This window comes from Bradyrhizobium sp. NBAIM18, assembly GCF_020193825.1.
Lineage (GTDB): Bacteria > Pseudomonadota > Alphaproteobacteria > Rhizobiales > Xanthobacteraceae > Bradyrhizobium > Bradyrhizobium yuanmingense.
In genome coordinates this window covers 444220-465282 of record NZ_JADYVO010000004.1, presented here as the reverse complement: position 1 = coordinate 465282, position 21063 = coordinate 444220, and the positions used below count along the sequence as shown (strand labels likewise).

General features: G+C 64.9%; 21 protein-coding genes, 2 pseudogenes and 1 riboswitch. Of the genes and pseudogenes, 11 read left to right on the top strand and 12 right to left on the bottom strand.

Annotated elements, in window-relative coordinates:
- Positions 1-91 precede the first annotated feature (91 nt).
- Positions 92-1528, bottom strand: a complete 1437-nt coding sequence (gene ccoG, locus I6F17_RS12735) for a cytochrome c oxidase accessory protein CcoG (protein WP_128264502.1) — start codon at positions 1526-1528, stop codon at positions 92-94.
- A 35-nt stretch (positions 1529-1563) separates the two neighbouring features.
- Positions 1564-1713, bottom strand: a pseudogene (locus I6F17_RS12730) (transcriptional regulator); the annotation flags it as partial.
- 48 nt (positions 1714-1761) lie between these two features.
- Between I6F17_RS12730 and I6F17_RS12725 the strand changes: the two are divergent.
- Entirely contained in the window at positions 1762-2190 is a 429-nt protein-coding gene (locus I6F17_RS12725; protein ID WP_225128880.1) for a YeeE/YedE family protein, read from the top strand.
- 5 nt (positions 2191-2195) lie between these two features.
- Positions 2196-2663, top strand: a complete 468-nt coding sequence (locus I6F17_RS12720) for a DUF6691 family protein (protein ID WP_225128882.1) — start codon at positions 2196-2198, stop codon at positions 2661-2663.
- A gap of 57 nt (positions 2664-2720) precedes the next feature.
- Here the strand turns inward: I6F17_RS12720 and I6F17_RS12715 are convergent, their stop codons facing one another.
- Positions 2721-3044 (bottom strand): hypothetical protein, encoded by a 324-nt coding sequence (locus I6F17_RS12715; RefSeq protein ID WP_036013014.1) that lies wholly within the window; start codon positions 3042-3044, stop codon positions 2721-2723.
- Between the two features lie 102 nt (positions 3045-3146).
- Positions 3147-3551 (bottom strand): hypothetical protein, encoded by a 405-nt coding sequence (locus I6F17_RS12710; protein WP_036043835.1) that lies wholly within the window; start codon positions 3549-3551, stop codon positions 3147-3149.
- Positions 3552-3702: 151 nt separating this feature from the next.
- Between I6F17_RS12710 and I6F17_RS12705 the strand changes: the two are divergent.
- Positions 3703-3915: pseudogene (locus I6F17_RS12705) on the top strand (hypothetical protein).
- A 220-nt stretch (positions 3916-4135) separates the two neighbouring features.
- On the opposite strand, the gene I6F17_RS12700 reads toward I6F17_RS12705, so the two are convergent.
- Entirely contained in the window at positions 4136-4378 is a 243-nt protein-coding gene (locus I6F17_RS12700; RefSeq protein ID WP_225128884.1) for a PilZ domain-containing protein, read from the bottom strand.
- 194 nt (positions 4379-4572) lie between these two features.
- Between I6F17_RS12700 and I6F17_RS12695 the strand changes: the two genes are divergently transcribed.
- A complete protein-coding gene (locus I6F17_RS12695) occupies positions 4573-4866 on the top strand; it encodes an HdeA family protein (RefSeq protein ID WP_225128886.1) in 294 nt (97 codons plus the stop codon).
- A gap of 114 nt (positions 4867-4980) precedes the next feature.
- On the opposite strand, the gene I6F17_RS12690 is transcribed toward I6F17_RS12695, so the two are convergent.
- A complete protein-coding gene (locus I6F17_RS12690) occupies positions 4981-5445 on the bottom strand; it encodes a PaaI family thioesterase (protein WP_225128888.1) in 465 nt (154 codons plus the stop codon).
- 362 nt (positions 5446-5807) lie between these two features.
- On the opposite strand from I6F17_RS12690, the gene I6F17_RS12685 reads away from it, so the two are divergent.
- From I6F17_RS12685 to I6F17_RS12675, 3 genes are all read left to right on the top strand, one after another.
- A complete protein-coding gene (locus tag I6F17_RS12685) occupies positions 5808-6104 on the top strand; it encodes a hypothetical protein (RefSeq protein ID WP_036013030.1) in 297 nt (98 codons plus the stop codon).
- 98 nt (positions 6105-6202) lie between these two features.
- Positions 6203-6457, top strand: coding sequence for a hypothetical protein (locus I6F17_RS12680; protein ID WP_036013009.1), 255 nt, complete (start codon positions 6203-6205; stop codon positions 6455-6457).
- A gap of 270 nt (positions 6458-6727) precedes the next feature.
- Positions 6728-6979, top strand: a complete 252-nt coding sequence (locus I6F17_RS12675) for a DUF2798 domain-containing protein (protein ID WP_225128890.1) — start codon at positions 6728-6730, stop codon at positions 6977-6979.
- 521 nt (positions 6980-7500) lie between these two features.
- On the opposite strand, the gene I6F17_RS12670 is transcribed toward I6F17_RS12675, so the two are convergent.
- Both I6F17_RS12670 and I6F17_RS12665 read right to left on the bottom strand, forming a co-directional pair.
- Positions 7501-7671, bottom strand: a complete 171-nt coding sequence (locus tag I6F17_RS12670; protein ID WP_225128892.1) for a hypothetical protein — start codon at positions 7669-7671, stop codon at positions 7501-7503.
- Positions 7672-7824: 153 nt separating this feature from the next.
- Entirely contained in the window at positions 7825-8025 is a 201-nt protein-coding gene (locus tag I6F17_RS12665; protein ID WP_036043863.1) for a hypothetical protein, read from the bottom strand.
- Between the two features lie 324 nt (positions 8026-8349).
- Here I6F17_RS12665 and recA point away from each other — a divergent pair, with 324 nt between their 5' ends.
- A complete protein-coding gene (gene recA / locus I6F17_RS12660; RefSeq protein ID WP_027577058.1) occupies positions 8350-9438 on the top strand; it encodes a recombinase RecA in 1089 nt (362 codons plus the stop codon).
- Positions 9439-9536: 98 nt separating this feature from the next.
- Positions 9537-10532: a hypothetical protein gene (locus I6F17_RS12655; protein ID WP_225128894.1), complete on the top strand. Its 996-nt coding sequence runs from the start codon at positions 9537-9539 to the stop codon at positions 10530-10532.
- Positions 10533-10661: 129 nt separating this feature from the next.
- Here I6F17_RS12655 and gcvP read toward each other — a convergent pair whose 3' ends face one another.
- The 3 genes from gcvP to gcvT all read right to left on the bottom strand — a co-directional run bounded on the left by gcvP (position 10662) and on the right by gcvT (position 15207).
- The gene (gene gcvP / locus I6F17_RS12650; RefSeq protein ID WP_225128966.1) at positions 10662-13526 is read right to left on the bottom strand and encodes an aminomethyl-transferring glycine dehydrogenase; all 2865 of its coding nucleotides are present in this window, start codon (positions 13524-13526) and stop codon (positions 10662-10664) included.
- A gap of 154 nt (positions 13527-13680) precedes the next feature.
- Positions 13681-14049, bottom strand: coding sequence for a glycine cleavage system protein GcvH (gene gcvH, locus I6F17_RS12645; RefSeq protein ID WP_036043840.1), 369 nt, complete (start codon positions 14047-14049; stop codon positions 13681-13683).
- 9 nt (positions 14050-14058) lie between these two features.
- On the bottom strand, positions 14059-15207 hold the full coding sequence (gcvT, locus tag I6F17_RS12640) for a glycine cleavage system aminomethyltransferase GcvT (protein ID WP_225128896.1): 1149 nt from the start codon (positions 15205-15207) through the stop codon (positions 14059-14061).
- Between the two features lie 146 nt (positions 15208-15353).
- A riboswitch (glycine riboswitch) is annotated at positions 15354-15444 on the bottom strand.
- 234 nt (positions 15445-15678) lie between these two features.
- Here gcvT and alaS point away from each other — a divergent pair.
- Both alaS and I6F17_RS12630 read left to right on the top strand, forming a co-directional pair.
- Entirely contained in the window at positions 15679-18360 is a 2682-nt protein-coding gene (gene alaS, locus I6F17_RS12635) for an alanine--tRNA ligase (protein WP_225128898.1), read from the top strand.
- 7 nt (positions 18361-18367) lie between these two features.
- Positions 18368-19591, top strand: a complete 1224-nt coding sequence (locus I6F17_RS12630; protein WP_225128900.1) for a cyclic nucleotide-gated ion channel — start codon at positions 18368-18370, stop codon at positions 19589-19591.
- Between the two features lie 82 nt (positions 19592-19673).
- On the opposite strand, the gene I6F17_RS12625 is transcribed toward I6F17_RS12630, so the two are convergent.
- The gene (locus I6F17_RS12625; protein WP_036043844.1) at positions 19674-20888 is read right to left on the bottom strand and encodes an NADP-dependent isocitrate dehydrogenase; all 1215 of its coding nucleotides are present in this window, start codon (positions 20886-20888) and stop codon (positions 19674-19676) included.
- Between the last annotated feature and the right edge of the window lie 175 nt (positions 20889-21063).

Below are 21063 nucleotides of genomic sequence, written 5' to 3'. Positions count from 1 at the left end.
GAAAATACCGTTGGCACGCCGCCGCAATTCGAGCGGTAGTGTTAACATTCCATTCAGCATCCGGCCGCGGCTTGACCCTGAGGAATCGTGGCTAGTCTCCCGGCACGAAATGATCGCGGGTGCTCGCGCGGCCGCCGCTGGCGGTATCGGTGATGGTGATCTCGATGTCGCGGGAGGTCTTCGGCAGGTCGCTGGGCCCGACCTGTACCGAGAGCCTGACCTCGCGGGTCTGATCCTGCCCGACCTCGATGATGGGCTTGCCGCCAGGTTCCGCCTCGATGCCGGCGACGCGAATGGTCGCGCCCGGCAGACCGGAGACTTCGAGCGCAAACGATCGCTGTGCACTCTTGTTGAGGATACGCACGGTGTAGTCGTTGCGCACGCCGCCGTCCGAAAGCTGGACGAAGAGGGGATTGCGCTCGTGCAGTACGTTGACGTCCATCGTCGCGCGAGTGGCGAGAGTGTACAGCATGATGCTGCCCACAATGGCGATGGCCGCGGCATAGATCAGCGTGCGCGGACGGATGATGCGGTAGATCGGCGGCTTGCCCTCGCGTCGGCGCTGCATGTTGATGTCGGTGTCGTAGCCGATCAGGCCCTGGGGCCGGCCGATCTCGCGCATGACGTTGTCGCAGGCGTCGATGCACAGGCCGCACTGGATGCAGCCGAGCTGGATGCCGTGACGGATGTCGACGCCGGTCGGGCAGACATTGATGCACTGATGGCAGTCGACGCAATCGCCGGCGGGATCGCCATGGGCGCGCGCGGCATCCGCCTTCTTCACCGACATGCGCGGCTCGCCGCGGTCACGCCGATAGGTGACGTTGAGCGCCCATTCGTCGGTCAGCGCCGCTTGGATCCGCGGCCACGGGCACATGTAGATGCACATCTGCTCGCGGGCGTGACCGGCAAAGACATAGGTCGTAGCGGTGAGGATGCCGATCCAGAGATAGGCGATGAACGGGGCCTGGAAGGTCGCGAGCTCCTTCACCAGCGTCGGCGCGTCGGAAAAGTAGAGCACCCAGGCGCCGCCGGTCCACCAGGCGATCATGATCCAGAGAAAGTGCTTGAGCGCGACCTTGCGAAGATGGTCGAACGTCCAGTAGCGCTTGTCGCCCTGCATGCGCTCGCGCCGGTCGCCCTCGACCCAACGCTCGACCGCGTAGAACAGGTCGGTCCACACCGTCTGCGGGCACATGTAGCCGCACCACAGCCGTCCCGCGACCGCGTTCATCAGGAACAGAATCATCGCCGCGATGATGAGGAGACCGGTGAAATAATAGACCTCCTGCGGCCACAGCTCGATGAAGAAGAAGTAGAAGCGCCGATGCGGGAAGTCGATCAGCACGGCCTGGTCGGGCAGGCCAGGTCCGCGATTCCAGCGCACGAACGGCAGCAGGTAATAGGTTCCGAGCGTGACGCACAGGATCGCCCATTTGATGCGGCGGAAAGGGCCATGGACCGACTGCGGATAGACCTTCTTCCGCTTCTCGTAGAGAGGTCCCTCGATGAAGGTGTCGTCGGTCATGGCAGTGCTCCCCGCGCCTTGCGAAGGCAAGAGTCCTACCTGGCGGCGCAGAAGAGGCGGTACAAAACCTCTAGCACTGCGCGGACTTCCGGGCTCGCGATGCTGTAGTATATCGTTCGGCCGTCCCGCCTTGGTTTGACCAGGCTCAATGCGCGCATCTTTCCGAGATGCTGGGATAGCGCGGCCATGGTATTTGCGCCCTGCGCAAGGGCGCTCTCGATCAGGAGAGGCTCATGGTCACGACGTCTTTTACGCCGATCGCGTCGCTCGTTGGCGGTGCGATGATTGGCCTCGCGGCCATTCTGCTGATGTGGGCAACGGGTCGGATCGCCGGCGTCAGCGGCATCGCTGCGCGGCTGTTTCCGCCCTATGAGGATCGCGAATTCGCCGGGCGCCTCGCCTTCGTCGCCGGTCTCGCCGCCGCGCCCGTGCTGGTGCGATTCGTCACCGGCGGTCTGCCGGAGCAGACGATCGCGGCGGGGCCGGCTCTCTTGATCGTCGGCGGATTGCTGACGGGTTTCGGTTCGGTGTGGGGCAGCGGCTGCACCTCGGGCCACGGCGTTTGCGGCCTGTCGCGGCTGTCGGTGCGCTCGCTCGTCGCGACCATCACCTTCATGGCGGCCGGCATGGCGACAGTGTTCTTGATGCGGCACTGGAGCTGAAGGCGATGGCAATCCTGGTTCAATTCGCGATCGGGCTGGTCTTCGGCCTCGGCCTCATCATCTCCGGCATGTCGGACCCAGCGAAAGTGCTGAACTTCCTGGACGTCGCCGGCATTCCGGCAGGGACATGGGATGCAAGCCTCGCCTTCGTGATGGCGGGCGCGGTGGCCGTGACCTTCATCGGCTTCAGCCGCGTTCTCAAGCTTCCGCGTCCATTCTTCGCTGATCGCTTCTATCTGCCGACGCGGCGAGACATCGATCCCAGGATCGTCGCAGGTCCGGCGATCTTCGGTTTCGGCTGGGGGCTGGTAGGCTTTTGCCCGGGGCCGGCGCTGACCGCGCTCGGATTTGGCTCGCTCTCCGCCGTCATCTTCGTCGTGGCGATGTGCGCCGGCATGGTGCTCGCCCGCTTCATCGCTCAGCTGCCGTCATCGACGCGCTACATCACGCCGGCCGATCCACTCGAAACCTGAGGTCACGGGACCGGGCGAATAGTCTCGCCCGGTCTCCGACCATCAAGCCTTCATCGCTCACCAGCTACCGACGCCGACGCTGACGCCGGGCGCGCGAATGCCGACGCCGGCGCGCGGGCCGTCATCGTAGTGGCGATGATAGCTCCGGCGCTCATAGTAGCGGTCGCGCGGCATGTAATTGTAGGAATCGCGCACGATCACGCGCGACCCGCCGCGCGTGCGATAGCAGCGACCATCCTCGTCGCAGACGAGTCGCACCTGCTGCACGAGATCCGGATTGGTGTATTCGCTGGTCGTATAGATATCGGAAGCCTTGGCCCCCGAGGCGGCGGCCAAGGCCCCCACGCCTGCCAGCAGCGCAATAGTCAACGTCCTCATCATGTCCTCCTCGAAACTGCCCTCGGCGGTAACAAGAAGGGGAGGCGGTGATCGTTCCGGGTCATCTACAGGTTTTTCCCGGAACCTGTCGTCAGGGGCGGGTTCCTAGATCGGCTCGTAAGTCTCCGTGCCGCAGATGTCGTCGGCGTCGGCGCGGCGACGGTCCACGACCTTGCCGCCGTTGATCGTCACGATGTAGGTTTGGACGCCGAGCGGCGTCCCGGTCGCCGAGGTCAGCTGCGCGCGGACGCACGCGGTCCAGCCCGGTCCTCGCAGCTCACGATGCGGCGGCGCGACGTGAACCTCGCGCGGATAGGATGTTGCAAGAAAGACGACGTCAATCTGCTCGCGCACCACGCGCTTGACGTCCGGCGGCGCTTCCGGCGGCGGCTGCTCGGCCTCCTTCATGCGCATGAACTCCGGCACCGGTGCGCGGCTGTCGGCAAAGCCGCAGGCACCGAGCGCAAGCGCGCCAGCGAGTAGCGCCGCATGAGCAATGATCTGCAACATCCGTGAAGGTCCCCTGCGGGCCAACAGATAGGCACGATTGCGATCCGACGAAGTCCGGGCCGATCAAGATTTGCTGAAGTCTCGGAACCCGCGGCATTGCTATTCCGCGGTTGCGGGCTCGTTTGTACCCCACGCGAGGGGGATTGCTGCAATGCGGATTTTGGCCATCGCGGCCGCGGTGCTGGCGGTGACCGCCGGCTCAGTGCAGGCGCCAGCCCAATGAAGCCGCCAAGCCGATCGACAACAGTCCCAAGATCGACGAGAAGACCTACAAGGCCGCTCTCGAGCGCATTCCGAGCCCAAGGACAGGTACGACCCCTGGGGCGGCGCCCGCCCGGGCGAGCCTGCCAAGAAACCGAAATGACGGGAGGCGGATGGCGCGGACCTGTATTTCAGGTTTGGCGAAGCGTCGTCGCTCCTGTCGCGCGCAATCGATCACCCGGGCGGACGAATCGTTGCGGGCCATCATCGATCGCGATCGTCACGCGCGTGATTGCGCGCCTGCTGGCAACCGTCGCCGTCGTATCGAAGCAATCAGGATCGTGTTGTGCATGCGATGCGAACCTTCGTTCACATCGCGCCCGCTATTGCACGAAAGCGAGGCCGACGCGCTTGTCGCTGCGCCAAACTGTGCGACAATGCCGTACGAAATCGTCACACGCGATCGAGAGCGTGACCGATTGCGGCAACATGACGGGAGTGTCGAGGTCGATCGCCACGCCGCCCGCCGACATGTTTCGCACTGTGCAAGGAATGCCGCTGTTTTCAAAGGTGATCTTTCCGCCCTTGAAAACACGGTGACGTTGCGATGTGCGCTTCTCAATCATCCGCGTTAGTCCTGCCGATGAGTAGGAAATAGTGCAGAGAAATTACGTTGAACTAAACTCAATACTGGCGCTACTTGCACGGCGTTTCAGGCTTTGTTTACGACGTTGGAGCGGCGAGCCGCTCCCACGAACCTGCCCAAAGAGCCTATACAAGTGCCTTTCCTTTATGGTGCGACGCGCCGATGGAGATATTGATGAAGACTTCGCTTTCGATTTTGTTCGCCGCAGCGCTCTCGCTGGCCTCGATGCCCGCCCACGCCGTCAAGTGGGACCTCTCGACCATGACCTGCAAGCAGTTCCTCGAGAGCGGCGAGGACAACATCGGCGTCGTGCTGACCTGGATGGACGGCTGGTACAAGGGCGACGAGGACAACGCGATCATCGACACCGACGTCTTCATCGAGAATGCCAAGAAGTTCGGCGCCTATTGCGGAAAGAATCCGACCGTCAGCGTCGTCACTGCGGCCGACGAGATCCTCGGCAAGTGACATTGCCGTCGCAATGACGGCAAGCGCGATCGCGCTTGCTGTCCCGACACGATTTCCATCGAGAGCCGCGTCGAGCCTTGCGCTTCGCGCGGCTCTCTTGTTTTCAGGGCGCGTTCACCCCGGCAGCATCGCGAACGCGCTCGACACCATCGCGGCCGGCTTGCCGTCGGCGGCCGAGAGCAGCGTGACGCGGCCAAAGCTCATGGTGCGCCCGAGCCGCACCACGCGCGCGTCCGCCAGCACGTCGGACGCGGCGATCGCGCGCATGAAATGCGTGGTCTGATCGACCGTGGTCATGGGACGGTAGCCGCGATTGGCCGCGAGGATCGCGATCACCATTGCGGTATCGGCGAGCGCCATCAGGGCCTGGCCGCAGACCACGCCGCCATTGCGGCACAGCCGCTCCGAAAACGGCATGCGCAGCAGCGCGCCGGGCTGCCAATCCGGGACGTCCGCGCGCGGCACATGCTCGATGCGCTCGACCGCGAGGTTGAGGTCCTGGACCCAGGGCGCAAAGACCTCGCCGAGGATGCGTCTGGCGTCGGCGAGGCCGAACTCGGCTTCTGGCTGCGTTTGCATTGCTGTCGCGCTCTCCTGTGTTGCCGGATGTTTCGCCGCATTGTGCGCGCATCGGCGAGGCAAAGTCACCCGGTCTGGCGCCGGCCGCCTCGGCTTGAAAATGCCTGACTTGGCCCGATATGATGCCTGGCTTGGGTAGGGGTGGATGATGTTGCGTCGCTGTATCCTCGTCTTTGGCATGGGCCTGCTCGGTCTCGCGCTGAGCGGGTGCACCAAATGCGGTCCGATCTGGGACGATTGGCTGCAGTCGCCCAAATCATGCCGATCGGATCGGCACTAGCGGCCACCGGGTCGTGCCGGGCTGACGAGGATGAGACGGCGCGGGGCGATCCGCGCCTCATGGAAGACTTAAGGAGTGGATGATGAAGCTTTTCCGTTTGGCCGCGGTGCTGGCCGTGCTGGCGGGACCTGCCTACGCGCAAATGCCCAACATCAATTTAATGCAGGATGCCCCGAGCAAGTCGCCGGAGGAGAAGGCCATCGAGGCCGAACGTGAGAAGGCCTACAAGGAAACACTGAAGAAGATTCCGGATACCAAGGCGTCCAGCGATCCCTGGGGCGGCATGCGCGCCGAACAGCCGAAGCAGCCGGCGGCGCCGAAGGCGTCGGCCGCGACCAGTGCGCCGAAGAAGGCCAAGAGCGGGACGGCCGCCAACTGACCCGTTCCGGGGAGGCACAATGCTCCTCGGAAGGACTCCTTTTGATCCGGCCCGCGCCCTACATTGTCCGTAGCGTAGTGCGCAGAGGAAGGCAGGACATGGCCGATCGTCCGCGGGATCTCGCCGAGCGGATGGCGCGCCGGCGCAAGGCGGCCGGCAAGCCCGGCCAGTCCGCCGGCGACGGCTATCTGCGCGAGACCTTCACGCTGCCGCGGGCGGCGGCGCGGGAGCGGGCGCAGGCCTTCTTCGCCCGCTACCCCAAGGCCGGCTATATGAGCGAGGTCGAGACCTGGCGCGAATTGCCCGGCGGCGATATCGAGTTCACCATGCGTCGGCTGCCCAGCGCCGACTGACGCCCGCTATGACGCAGAACGCGAAACGGTTCAGGCCGTCTTTCGCCCGATCGCCTTCAGCTCGCCTGCAAACATGTTGGTCGTCGCAATATTCCGCAGAAAGCAAAATGTCGCCCGCGGGCTCCGTGGTTCTCCGACCATGAACAAAGTTCCTGGAGCCCGGCCGCGATGTGTTCGGCAGGCGCGGGTTCAACCAGCGCCGCCGGATCCGCTTTAGGTTAACGGCATGTGCCTTGCTTGCTGATCACGGCAAGCAACCATGGGCGCCTCATGCTCGGCATTCCCCGCCGCTACTCGCATTTCGTCTTCGGCATCATCCAATCCGGTCTGACCTCGCTGATCGCGGCAGGAGTAGCCAGCTTTCCCGCCGGCAGCCCAATGCTGTTCGTGCGGCACTGGATGGCGTCCTGGCTGATCGCATGGGCCGCGATGCTGCCGGTCGTGCTGCTGGCGGCGCCCGCGATCCGCGCCTTCTCGCTGCGCCTGACCCAGGAGGAGCGGGAGCCCCGCGCCGGCCGGTAGCCGGGCGAGCTAGCCGGCTGCTGACGACAGCAGGCGCGCGAGGCCGCACACTGGCCCCGTACCGGTCCCAATTTCGACATCCGTCCGCACCACTGCGGACACACCCGTCGGCAAGATTTTATCCGTTCGGCGCAGCCATGGGGGAAACGTGGCCCGCCGGAAACGGGGTGGCATCATATGGATAACGTAGAGCGGTCATTTGCCGCCGCGACGGCGGCTGGCTTCGTCGTGCTGGTGATAGGCCTGATTCTGCTGGCGGTGCTCTAGCAGCCGGGCCGTCCCATCGACGGCGCCGGCCCGCCTTGCCTCGCAAAAGTGGCAAAACAACCCCATGCACAGTAGGGGTCCTGGCGATTTCATCGCTCGCCAATGGGTCGCTGGTAGTATTTAGCTACCTACTGCATCCGCGGTCGCGGCGCCCCGACCGGCGATGCCCGATCGGAGGTTCCGGCCAAGGACCGGAGCGGAGTGCCGCATCGCGGGCGGGCTTGGCCCGCTCCGGACAGCGGTCCTGGCGGCGCCTAATGAACTTTGATCTCGTTCAGCGGCAGATGGAGCTCGGCGGCGCGCTCTTCGCGGTCCTTCTTGCGGAACTCGTTTTCCTTGCGCTCGAACTTCACCATCTCCTCGTGGGCGGCGTCCAGCAGCGGCTTTCGCCTCAGCGTATCGTGGTGCGTGTCGTTGTTCGTCATGACCAGAGATCCCCAAAAGTTGCGGTCCCATCCCCACAGAAGGCCCGAGACCGCGAAAAGGTTCGGTGCCGCAGGATTACGGAAACATGACGGCGCCCAGTCGCGCGTCGTTGATGTCGGTCAGGGTCGTTTGAGGAACCGGTGCGGGCCCGGCTATTCCGGCGGCTGCAGCCCCGGCGATTTGACCCAATCGTTCAGATGATTGGCAACGTCGGCCTGGCGCGCCTTCTTGAGCAGCGCGTCCCGCTCCGGCCCGGGAGGTAGCTTGGACGCCTGCTCGCGGACCTGCTTCACCCATGCCGACAGCCGGTCCTGAAGGGTCAGTTGCTGCTTGAAACGTCGTCGCTTCAACATGGCGCGCTCTTTCCGTGCGAGGAGGCGGGAGCGCGAGGTCAGCGGTCTCATCACCGATAGTGGCCACGGTCCGCGCGGTGATGATGCATTAGGATCCAGAAACGGATCCGCGTCTGTTCAGTTGTGCACTCAGTGCGGACGGCGTGACGATCCAGCATGGCAGGTTCGACCAGCTCCGTTGTCTGTTGGTCCAGTTAGAAAGACAAAATCCGCAAAAGAACATATTGCGAACTGAGAACAAATAGGGTACATTGCTTTTATCGCCGAGCTGCCTCGCAACCGTTTGTCCCTCACGCGAATCCTCGCCATAAGGAGCACGACCCAATGTCCGCAACTGCCCTGCGTATCGTCGAAGGATCCTCCATGGACAAGAGTAAAGCTCTGGCCGCCGCGCTCTCCCAGATCGAGCGGCAGTTCGGCAAGGGCTCGGTGATGAAGCTCGGCAAGAACGACCGCTCCATGGACATCGAGGCGGTGTCCTCCGGCTCGCTCGGGCTCGATATCGCGCTCGGCATCGGCGGCCTGCCCAAGGGACGCATCGTCGAGATCTACGGGCCGGAATCCTCGGGCAAGACCACGCTGGCGCTGCATACGGTGGCGGAAGCGCAGAAGAAGGGTGGCATCTGCGCCTTCATCGATGCCGAGCACGCGCTCGATCCGGTCTATGCCCGCAAGCTCGGCGTCAACATCGACGAGCTCCTGATCTCGCAGCCCGACACCGGCGAGCAGGCGCTGGAGATCTGCGACACCCTGGTGCGCTCGGGCGCCGTCGATGTTCTCGTGGTCGATTCGGTCGCGGCGCTGGTGCCGAAGGCCGAGCTCGAAGGCGAGATGGGCGATGCGCTGCCGGGCCTGCAGGCCCGTCTGATGAGCCAGGCGCTGCGCAAGCTGACGGCCTCCATCAACAAATCCAACACCATGGTGATCTTCATCAACCAGATCCGCATGAAGATCGGTGTGATGTACGGCTCGCCGGAAACCACCACCGGCGGCAATGCGCTGAAATTCTACGCCTCCGTCCGCCTCGACATCCGCCGCATCGGCGCGATCAAGGAGCGCGACGAGGTGGTCGGCAACACCACGCGCGTCAAGGTGGTCAAGAACAAGCTGGCGCCGCCGTTCAAGCAGGTCGAGTTCGACATCATGTACGGCGAGGGCGTCTCCAAGATGGGCGAGATCCTCGATCTCGGCGTCAAGGCCGGCATCGTCGAGAAGTCGGGCGCCTGGTTCTCCTATGACAGCCAGCGCCTCGGCCAGGGCCGCGAGAACGCGAAGGCGTTCCTCAAGGGCAACCCCGATATCACCGCCAAGATCGAGACCGCGATCCGCCAGAACTCCGGCCTGATCGCCGAGCAGATCCTGGCCGGCACGCCGGAGCGCGACGCCGACGGCGAGGAGCCGGCGGACGAGTAGGACCTAACGCGAAATTTTTCGCGAGGAGCGGGCACTGAGGACGTTGAGTTGCCGACGTCTTCGGTGCCCGTTTCGTGTTGCGTGAGGGCGCGTCGACGATGAAGCGTGTGATTCTGACTAGTTCGTCCGGCGTTGGTCTCACCTATGCCGGTCGTGCTGACATGGTCGTCCCGTTGATCTTTCGGTTCGTTTGGGGGCCGTTGCCTACGTCGCACCACCTCGAGGACTATCTTACGGGAGGCTATTACAGGGGCGATCCGGAGGTGCGGTGGTCCGATCTTGTTGGCCGGTTGCCTCAGACCGGTCTCGCGCACAAGGAGACTGGCCTGGTTTGGTTTTGCGAGACCTATGGCGTCGAGTTCATCGAGCTGTGGTTCGACCCTGAGCCTAACAGTCAATTGCAACTGATCTGGATCCTGGACTATTTGCGGTCCCATCCATCGATCACCCATTGTCTGAGACTGCGACGGGTCAATTTCGATCTGCGCGAAGCGGACGGCCCGCAACTTCGCGATCGTACGGTGCGGGAATCGGAGATCGCAGAGTGCGACTTCGAGATAGCCAACATGGCCTGGGAGGCGTATCGGGCGCCGACGCCTGAACTTTGCTTCGGGTTGCTGACAAGGGATTTACCCAGGCTACCTTTCCTGAAGCCGGCTCTGGAAGCGTTGCTAGCTGAACTGCCGTCACCAATCACCGGATTGGGTGCGACGGAGGCGCGGCTTATCGAGCTGATTGCAAGGGGGCACAACCGTACAAAAGAACTGTTTCAGCCGGGCGGGCTGCTCGAAACGCGCGTGTTCGACCAGTGGGAGCTGGGTCCGTTGCTCGAAGGGCTTGCGTCGGGCCCGATGCCGGCGGTGGCAGGTCTCGATCCGAAACTCGCGACGCTCGCCCCGCACGATGCGCGAGGTCGCAACGCCGCCTATCGTCGGAGCCGGTTGTCGCTGACCGAATTTGGCAAAGCGGTTCTGGAAGGCCGCGAAGATTTCCGTCGCCACAATCCGATTCGACGTTGGTGGGGCGGCACGCTGCTCACCAATGAACGGCTGTGGCGGTGGGATCGCAAAAGCCGGTTGCTGATTGCGCCTTAGCGGCGCACGCAGTGCCGTAGGGCCGAAGGCGTAGTCCACCACCGTTCGGTTCAGCGGACGCAGAAGTGGTGGGTTACGCGTCGCGGACTGCGCTTTGCGCAGCCGCGAGGCTAACCCACCCTACACATCCTACTCCGCAGCTTCTGCGTAATCGCTCACCGGCGGGCAGGAGCACACGAGGTTGCGATCGCCGTAGACGTTGTCGACGCGGCCCACGGGGCACCAATATTTGTCGGTGCGCGAGACGCCGTCGGGGAAGCAACCCTCCGTGCGGGTGTAAGCGCGCTTCCAATCGTCGTCGGCGATGTCGTGCACGGTGTGCGGAGCGTGGCGCAGGGGCGAGGCTGCGATCTCAAAGCGGCCGGCCTCGACCTCGGCGATCTCCTTGCGGATCGCGATCATGGCGTCGCAAAAGCGATCCAGCTCCGCCTTGGATTCCGACTCGGTCGGCTCGATCATCAGCGTGCCCGGCACGGGAAAGCTCATGGTCGGGGCGTGGAAGCCGTAATCGATCAGGCGCTTTGCAATGTCGTCGACGGTGACGCCACTCGTCGTTTTTAGCGGACGGGGATCGACGATGCACTCATGCGCGACGCGGCCCTTCTCGTTCTTGTAGAGCACCGGGAAGTGCGGATCGAGGCGCGCTGCGATGTAATTGGCGTTGAGGATCGCGATCTCGGTGGCGCGCTTCAGGCCCTCACCGCCCATCATCAGGATGTAGATGTAGGAGATGGTGAGGATCGAGGCCGAACCGAACGGCGCGGCCGAGACCGGACCGACCGGGGCGTCTGCCTTCGTCGCGGGGTGGCCAGGGAGGAACGGCGCGAGATGCGCCTTGACGCCGATCGGGCCCATGCCGGGACCGCCGCCGCCATGCGGGATGCAGAAGGTCTTGTGCAGGTTCAGATGGCTGACGTCGGCGCCGTAATCGCCGGGCCTGGAAAGGCCGACCTGCGCATTGAGGTTGGCCCCGTCGAGATACACCTGGCCGCCATGGCCGTGCACGATGTCGCAGATCTCGCGAATGTGCTCCTCGAACACGCCGTGGGTCGAGGGATAGGTGATCATGACCGCGGCGAGGTCGTTCGCATGCTTCTCCGCCTTGGCGCGGAGATCATTGACATCGACGTCGCCGTTCTTCTCGCAAGACACCACCACGACATCCATGCCGACCATCGCGGCCGAGGCCGGATTGGTGCCGTGGGCGGAGGAGGGGATCAGGCAAATCTTGCGATGGCCCTGTCCGCGCGCGGCGTGATAGCCACGGATCGCCAAAAGCCCGGCATATTCGCCCTGCGCGCCCGAATTCGGCTGCAGCGAGATCGCGTCATAGCCGGTGATGTCGCACAGCCATTTTTCCAGCCGCGCAAACAGCGCGTGATAGCCGCGTGCCTGCTCGCGCGGGGCGAACGGATGCAGCGAGCCGAATTCCGGCCAGGTCAGCGGCATCATCTCGGTGGTCGCGTTCAGCTTCATGGTGCAGGATCCCAGCGGGATCATGGCGCGGTCGAGCGCGAGGTCGCGGTCTGAGAGCTTGCGCATGTAGCGCAGCATCTCGGTCTCCGAGCGATGCGCATGGAACACCGGATGGGTCAGGAAGGCCGTAGCGCGCTTCAATTCGTCCGGCAGCGCCTCGCGCGTCTCGGCGTCGATCTCGGCATAGGTGAGCTTGCCGCCGAAGGCGCGCCAGACCGCTTCGACCGTCGCAGGCGTCGTGGTCTCGTCGAGCGCGATGCGAAGCGCGGTATCACCGACGCCGAGATTGATCTTCTCGGCGAGCGCGCGCGCGACGATCTCCTCGCGCTTGCCGCCGGCATCGACGCTGAGCGTGTCGAAGAAGTTCTCGCTGTCAGGCGCAAAGCCGAGCTTGCGCAAGCCGGTCGCGAGCACGGCGGCGCGGCGATGCACATTGCGTGCGATCTGCGAAAGGCCCTCGGGGCCGTGATAGACCGCATACATCGAGGCGATCACGGCGAGCAGCACCTGCGCGGTGCAGATGTTGGAGGTCGCCTTCTCGCGGCGGATGTGCTGCTCGCGGGTCTGCAGCGCGAGACGATAGGCCGGCGCACCGCGCGAATCGACGGACAGGCCGACGATGCGGCCGGGCAGCGAGCGCTTCAGCGCATCGCGCACCGCCATATAGGCGGCGTGCGGGCCGCCATAGCCCATCGGCACGCCGAAGCGCTGCGCCGAGCCGATGGCGATGTCGGCCCCGAGCTCGCCAGGCGAGGCGAGCAGCGTCAGCGCCAGGAGGTCCGCGGCGACGATCGCAAGTGCGCCCTTGGTCTTCAGCGCCGCGATCGCAGGCCTGAGGTCGCGCAACGCGCCGGAGCTGCCGGGATATTGCAGCAGCGCGCCGAGCACGTCCGCTTTGTCGAGATCGGTGAGGGGATCGCCGACGACCAGAGTCCACCCCAGCGGTTCGGCGCGGGTGCGCATCACCGCCAGCGTCTGCGGATGCACGTCCTTGTCGACGAAGAAGGCCTTGGCCTTGACCTGCGAGTGGCGCTCGGCAAGAGCCATGGCTTCGGCCGCCGCTGTCGCCTCATCGAGCAGCGAGGCGTTGGCAACGTCGAGCCCGGTGAGGTCGCAGATCATGGTCTGGAAGTTGAGCAGCGCTTCCAGCCGGCCCTGGCTGATCTCCGGCTGGTAGGGCGTATAGGCCGTGTACCAGGCCGGGTTCTCCAGGATGTTGCGCTGGATCACCGCGGGCAGGATGGTGCCTGAATAGCCCTGGCCGATCAGCGAGGTGAACACCTGGTTTTGACGCGCAAGCTCGGTCATGTGCGCGATCGCCTCGGTCTCGCTGAGCGGCTTGCCGAGATCGAGCGGGGCGGCCTGCCGGATCGAGGCCGGCAGCGTCTCCGCCATCAGCGCGTCCACGCTCTTGGCGCCGACCGCCTCCAGCATCGCGGTGACGTCTCGCGCGGACGGGCCGATGTGGCGGCGGACGAAACTGGCGGTGTCGCCGTTGGATTTGCGGTGCGCGGTCATCATGGGTCCTCGCTAGCAGTTGTTGTCATGCCCCGCGAAGGCGGGGCATCCAGTAACCGCAAGCGTTTCGGCTTGAACCGAGAAGCTGCGGCGTACTGGATCGCCCGCCTGCGCGGGCGATGACACCGAGTGTGAGGTTAGAGTTCTCGTCATCTCACGCCGTATGCGCGTTGTAGGCGGCTTCATCCATGAGGCCGCCTAGCTCGCTTCTGTCGGCCATCTTGATCTTGAAGAACCAGGCCTTGCCTTGCGCGTCCGAGTTCACCAGCGCCGGCTCGGCCACGAGCTCGGCATTGGTCTCGAGCACTTCGCCAGAGATCGGCGCGTAGACGTCGGAGGCCGCCTTGACGGATTCGACGACCGCGGCGGCTTCGGCCTTCTTCAGCGCGCGGCCGACCTTGGGCAGCTCGACGAATACGACGTCGCCGAGCTGCTGCTGCGCGTAATCGGTGATGCCGACGGTGGCGACATCGCCGTCGATCGCCAGCCATTCGTGATCAGAGGTGTACAGCGTCGTGGTCATTTCGAATCCTCAGCGTTTGTAGGTGTTCTTGACGAAGGGCATGGCGGCGACCTGCAAGGGCAGTCGCTGGCCGCGCACCTGGGCGAAGAGTTTTGTGCCAAGCGCGCTCAGATTCGTGGGCACGTAGCCCATCGCAACCGGCGCATTCAGGCTCGGGCCGAAACCGCCCGAGGTGACTTGTCCGATCGGCTCGCCGCCCGCAGCGTCGGCAAACAGCAGCGCGCCCTCGCGCACCGGCGCGCGGCCTTCGGCGCGCAAGCCGACGCGGCGGCGGGATGCGCCGCCATCTAAATGAGCGAGGATCTTCGCAGCGCCGGGAAAGCCACCGGCGCGTGCACCGCCGGTGCGGCGGCTTTTCTGCACCGACCATTCCAGCGCGGCCTCGGCCGGCGTGGTCGTGGTGTCGATGTCGTGGCCGTACAGGCAGAGCCCGGCTTCCAGCCGCAGGCTGTCGCGGGCCCCGAGGCCAATCGGCAGCACGTCGGGATTGTCCAGCAGCATCTTTGCGAGGCGTTCGGCATCGCCTGATGGAACCGAGATCTCAAAACCGTCCTCGCCGGTGTAGCCGGAGCGCGAGACGAAGCACGTGATGCCGGCGACCTCATGCGGGCCGGCATCCATGAATTTCATGGCCGGCGCGTCTGCACAGAATTTCGCCAGCGCCGCTTCCGCCTTCGGGCCCTGCAACGCGATCAGCGCGCGGTCGGCAAGCTGCTCGATCACGCAGTCGTCGGACAGGTTCGCGCGCAGATGCGCCTCGTCCTCGGCTTTGCAGGCGGCGTTGACGACCAGGAACAGGTGATCGCCGAAATTGGCGACCATCAGGTCGTCGAGAATGCCGCCGTCGTCATTGGTGAACTGGGCGTAGCGCTGCCGCCCTGCGGCGATCGCCACGATATCCTGCGGCACCAGCCGCTCCAGCGCGCGGGCGGCGTCCTCCACATTGCCGGATTTCGGCCGGAGCGCGAGCTGGCCCATGTGGGAGACGTCAAACAGGCCCGCTTTGGTGCGGGTATGGAGGTGCTCCTTCAAGACGCCCGCGGGGTACTGCACGGGCATGTCGTAGCCCGCGAACGGCACCATCTTGCCGCCCAGGGACACGTGAAGGTCGTAGAGGGGGGTGGTACGTTTCAGGGAGTCTTGATCGTGCGCTAGCATCTTGAGGGCCCTCGGCGGTTCCCCGGGGAGGATTCCCCGATGGACACCGGTCGAAGCCCCATCTGTCGCTGTGCCTGAGAGTATTATCCCGTCGGCGGACGCTGTCCGGGTCTTAAGCCCGTCGGCGCCTCTTTCCAGATGCTGTCAAAGCCACGCGGTTCTTTTGCCTGAGAGTTTCCGGGGCGGTTGCTCCTTCGGCGCCGGCTACCAAGTGCCGGTCTCTCCCGACGTGGCCGTACGATACAGATGGGTAGAGACCACAGCGGAGCCAAGCCTGTCAACGCGTTCGCGCGCCCTATCCAACGGGATTGCAAGGGGATTGAGCGCCTGCGGCAACCCTCTGATCTCTTTGCACAGTTTCTGGACAGCGAAGCTGGCCTTGTCTAAAAGCGCTTTGGCCCGCAGATATCAGCCTTAACGGTCCGGTTTGGACCGCGAAAAGCGGGCCCAAGCATACCCGATTGGATGAACATGAGCGGCGTCAACGAGATCAGGTCGACCTTTCTGAACTTCTTTGCCGAGAACGGCCACGAGATCGTGCCGTCCTCGCCACTCGTGCCGCGCAACGACCCGACGTTGATGTTCACCAATGCCGGCATGGTGCAGTTCAAGAACGTCTTCACCGGCGTCGAGAAGCGGCCCTATCAGCGCGCCACCACCTCGCAGAAATGCGTGCGCGCCGGCGGCAAGCACAACGACCTCGACAATGTCGGCTACACCGCGCGCCATCTCACCTTCTTCGAGATGCTCGGCAATTTCTCGTTCGGCGATTACTTCAAGGAGCGCGCGATCGAGCTCGCCTGGAAGCTGATCACGAGCGAGTTCGGGCTGAAGAAGGACAAGCTGCTCGTCACCGTCTACCACACCGACGACGAGGCGGCCGGCCTGTGGAAGAAGATCGCCGGCTTCTCCGATGACCGCATCATCCGCATCCCGACCTCCGACAATTTCTGGGCGATGGGCGACACCGGGCCGTGCGGCCCGTGCTCGGAGATCTTCATCGACCGCGGCGAGCACATCTGGGGCGGTCCTCCGGGATCGCCGGAAGAGGACGGCGACCGCTTCCTCGAATTCTGGAATCTCGTGTTCATGCAATACGAGCAGGTGACGAAGGAGGAGCGCGTTAATCTGCCGCGTCCCTCGATCGACACCGGCATGGGCCTGGAGCGCATGGCCTGCATCCTCCAGGGCGTCGAGAGCGTGTTCGAGACCGACCTGTTCAAGAACCTGATCGACGCGACCTCGTCCGCGCTCGGCAGCGGACCGAACGAGCAGAACGTCGCCTCGTTCCGCGTCATCGCCGACCACTTGCGCTCCTCGGCCTTCCTGGTCTCCGACGGCGTGCTGCCCTCGAACGAGGGCCGCGGCTATGTGCTGCGCCGGATCATGCGCCGCGCGATGCGCCATGCGCAGCTCCTGGGCGCGAAGGAACCGTTGATGCATCGGCTGGTCTGGGCGCTGGTGCGCGAGATGGGCCAAGCCTATCCCGAGCTGATGCGCGCGGAAAAGCTGATCGAGGAGACGCTGCGGCTGGAGGAGACCCGCTTCCGCAAGACATTGTCGCGGGGCCTTGCCATCCTCGACGAGAAGAGCGCCGGTCTGAAGAAGGGCGACATGTTCGACGGCGACGTCGCCTTCACGCTCTACGACACCTACGGCTTCCCCCTCGACCTGACGCAGGACGCGCTGAAGTCGCGCGGCATCGGCGTCGACCAGGCGGCGTTCACCGACGCGATGGAGCGCCAGAAGGCCAAGGCGCGCGAGTCCTGGAAGGGGTCGGGTGAGGCGGCCTCCGAGGCGATCTGGTTCCCGCTGCGCGAGAAGCTCGGAGCGACCGAATTCCTGGGCTACGAGACCGAAAGCGCCGAAGGCGTGGTCTCGGCGCTGGTCAAGGATGGCGCCGAGGTCGCGAGCCTCAAGGCCGGCGAAACGGGCGCGATCGTGCTGAACCAGACGCCGTTCTATGCGGAGTCGGGCGGCCAGGTCGGCGACACCGGCGTGCTCTCGGGCGAGGGCGGCATCAAGGTCCGCGTCACTGATACGCAGAAGAAGCTCGGCGATCTCTTCGTCCATATCGGCACGGTCGAGAGTGGTGAAGTGAAGCTCGGCACGGCGCTGCAGCTCGAGGTCGATCATTCCAGGCGCTCGACCATCCGCGCCCATCACTCCGCGACCCACATCATCCACGAGGCGCTGCGCCAGGTGCTCGGCGATCACATCGCCCAGCGCGGCTCGATGGTGGCGCCGGACCGGCTGCGCTTCGACTTCGTGCATCCGAAGCCGATCACGGCTGAGGAGCTCGCCCGGGTCGAGGACATCGCCAACGACGTGGTGTTGGAGAACGACGAGGTCACCACGCGCGTCATGGGCGTCGACGAGGCCCGCGAGGCCGGCGCGCGCGCGCTGTTCGGCGAGAAGTATGGCGACGAGGTCCGCGTCGTCTCGATGGGCAGGACCGCGCGCGAGCGCGGCGCCAACGCGCTCGGCTGGTCGGTCGAGCTCTGCGGCGGCACCCATGTGAAGCGCACCGGCGATATCGGCCTGATCACGGTCACGAGCGAGAGCGCGGTCGCCTCCGGCGTGCGCCGGATCGAGGCGCTGACGGGCAACTACGCGCGAAAACATGCCAACGACACCATGGCGCTGGCGAAGATCGCGGCGAACGAGCTGCGCACCTCGCTCGACGACGTGCCGGCGCGCATCTCGGCGCTGATGGAGGAGCGCAAGAAGCTCGAGCGCGAACTCTCCGATGCCCGCAAGAAGCTGGCGATGGGCGGCGGCGCCGCAGCCGGCAACAACGGCGCAGCGTCGGGCGTGCGCGAGGCCGGCGGCGTCAAGCTGATGGCGCGTGCGGTCGAAGGCATCGAGATGAAGGATCTCAAGAGTCTCGCCGACGACGGCAAGAAGCAGATCGGCTCGGGCGTCGTCGCCATCGTCGGCGTCACCGGGGACGGCAAGGCCGGAATTGTGGTCGGCGTCACGCAGGACCTCACCGCGCGCTTCAACGCGGTCAATCTGGTCCGCATCGCCTCCGAGGCGCTCGGCGGCAAGGGCGGCGGCGGCCGGCCCGACATGGCCCAGGCCGGCGGCCCCGATGGCGCCAAGGCGTCCGAGGCCCTGAGCGCGATCGAAAAAGCGATGGCGGGCGCTTAAGTCCGCCATGGGCCTCGTTCCGCGCGGACGTGGGCTTCGCAATCCGGACCTGAGGGATCGCCTCTACGACTTGCTGGAGCACGATCCCCTAGCCTATTCGGTCGGGTCGCGCTTCATCCAGCTCGTCATCGGCGTCATCGTGTTCAACGTCGCCGCGATGATTCTCGCCTCGGTGCCGGAATTGGACGCGCGGTTCGGCGCGCTGTTTGCCGGCATCACCATCCTCTCCGTGATCGTGTTCGCGCTGGAATATGCCGCGCGGCTGTGGACCGTCGCCGGCCACACCCAGCGCAAGGGCTCGGCGCTGGCCGACCGCCTCGGCTATGCCTTCTCGGCGCTCGGCATCATCGATCTCATGGCCTTCCTGCCTGCCGCTATCGTGCTCGCGACCGGCGAGCACGCGACGCTGGCCGCGCTCGGCGTGCTGCCGTTCTTCAAGCTGATCCGCTATTCGCCGGCGATGCGTTCGCTGCTCGCCGCCGTGCATGCCGAGCGGCGCGCGCTGATCGGCTGCATCGTGATCCTGATTGGCGCGGTCTTGACCTTCGCCTCGCTGCTCTATGCCATCGAGCGCGACGTGCAGCCGGACAAGCTCGGCACCATTCCGCAGGCGATGTGGTGGGCGATCGTGACGCTCGGCACCGTCGGCTATGGCGACGTCGTGCCGGTGACGCCGCTCGGCAAGTTCGTCTCCACCTTCGCCATCATCGCCGGCTTTGCCATGATCGCGCTGCCGGTCGCGATCATCTCCTCGGCGTTCGCAGAAGAGGTGAAGCGGCGCGATTTCGTCGTCACCTGGGGCATGTTGGCGCGCGTGCCGCTGTTCTCGCACCTCTCGGCCGCGGAGATCGCCGACATCATGCGGCTTTTGCGGGCGCGCACCATCGAGCAGGGCGAAATCCTGGTGCGGCGGGGCGATATGGCCTCGTCGATGTATTTCATCACGGCCGGCGAGGTCGAGATCGCGCTGCCGAGCCAGCATGTGCGCCTTGCCGACGGCACCTTCTTCGGCGAGATCGCGCTCCTGCATAAGACGAAGCGCAGCGGCACGGTGACGGCGACGCGCAAGACCCGGCTGCTCGTGCTCGACGCCCAGGATTTTCATGCCTTGATCGCGCGCATGCCGACGCTGGCCGATCACGTCCACGAAACCGCGAAGGCGCGTCTCGCCGATAGCGGCGATCTTGCGCTCGCCGAGCTCGCGCAGGCGAAGGAAGGCACCGACCGCTGAGCGGCCCCCCAAGCAAAGGGGCCGCGCTTGCAGCGCGGCCCGTTGTGGTGTTTCGGCCCGATCGGGCGAAAGTGCGGGCAGCTCAGGCCGCCAGCTCCTTGGTCAGGTTCTCGGCGACCTTGTCGAGGAAGCCGGTGGTCGAGAGCCAGCGCTGGTCGGCGCCGACCAGCAGCGCGAGGTCCTTGGTCATATAGCCGGCCTCGACGGTGTCGACGCAGACCTTCTCCAGCGTGGCCGCGAATTTGGCGAGCTCGGGGTTGTTGTCGAGCTTGGCGCGGTGCGACAGGCCTCGGGTCCAGGCGAAGATCGAGGCGATCGAATTGGTCGAGGTCTCCTTGCCCTTCTGGTGCTCGCGGTAGTGGCGGGTCACCGTGCCGTGGGCAGCTTCCGCCTCGACGGTCTTGCCGTCGGGGGTGAGCAGCACCGAGGTCATCAGGCCGAGCGAGCCGTAGCCCTGCGCGACCGTGTCGGACTGCACGTCGCCGTCGTAGTTCTTGCAGGCCCAGACATAGCCGCCGGACCATTTCAGCGCCGAAGCGACCATGTCGTCGATCAGGCGGTGCTCGTAGGTCAGGCCCTTGGCGTCGAACTCCTTCTTGAACTCGCGGTCGAAGATATCCTGGAAGATGTCCTTGAAGCGCCCGTCATAGACCTTGAGGATCGTGTTCTTGGTCGACAGGTACACCGGGTAATTGCGGAGCAGGCCGTAATTGAACGAAGCGCGGGCGAAGTCGATGATGGAATCGTCGAGATTGTACATCTCCATCGCGACGCCGGCGCCGGGCGCCTTGAACACTTCCTTCTCGATCACGGTGCCGTCCTCGCCGACGAACTTCAGCGAGAGGGTGCCCTTGCCGGGGAACTTGATGTCGGTGGCGCGGTACTGGTCGCCATAGGCGTGCCGGCCGATGATGATCGGCTTGGTCCAGCCGGGAACCAGGCGCGGCACGTTCTTGCAGATGATCGGCTCGCGGAAGATCACCCCACCGAGAATGTTGCGGATGGTGCCGTTCGGCGACTTCCACATCTGCTTGAGATTGAACTCCTTCACCCGGGCTTCATCCGGGGTGATGGTGGCGCACTTGACGCCGACGCCGACCTTCTTGATCGCCTCGGCCGCGTCGATCGTCACCTGATCATTGGTGTGGTCGCGGTATTCCATGCCCAGGTCGAAATAGAGCAGCTCGACATCCAGGAACGGGTTGATCAGCTTGTCCTTGATGTACTGCCAGATGATCCGGGTCATCTCGTCGCCATCGAGCTCGACGACGGGATTGGATACCTTGATTTTTGCCATGATCGGGGGAGCCTCTTGGGAACGGCGCTTTTGGCGCGCCACGGGAATATCCGCCGCCTCTTAGCACCGCCGCGCGGCGGGCGAAAGCCAAGGGATTATGCACTTTTAGCTCATCCAGCTTCCGCAGATGGGGAGCGGCCAGCCGGGCCGCAGCCGGGTCGGGGCTCGCGTTCCC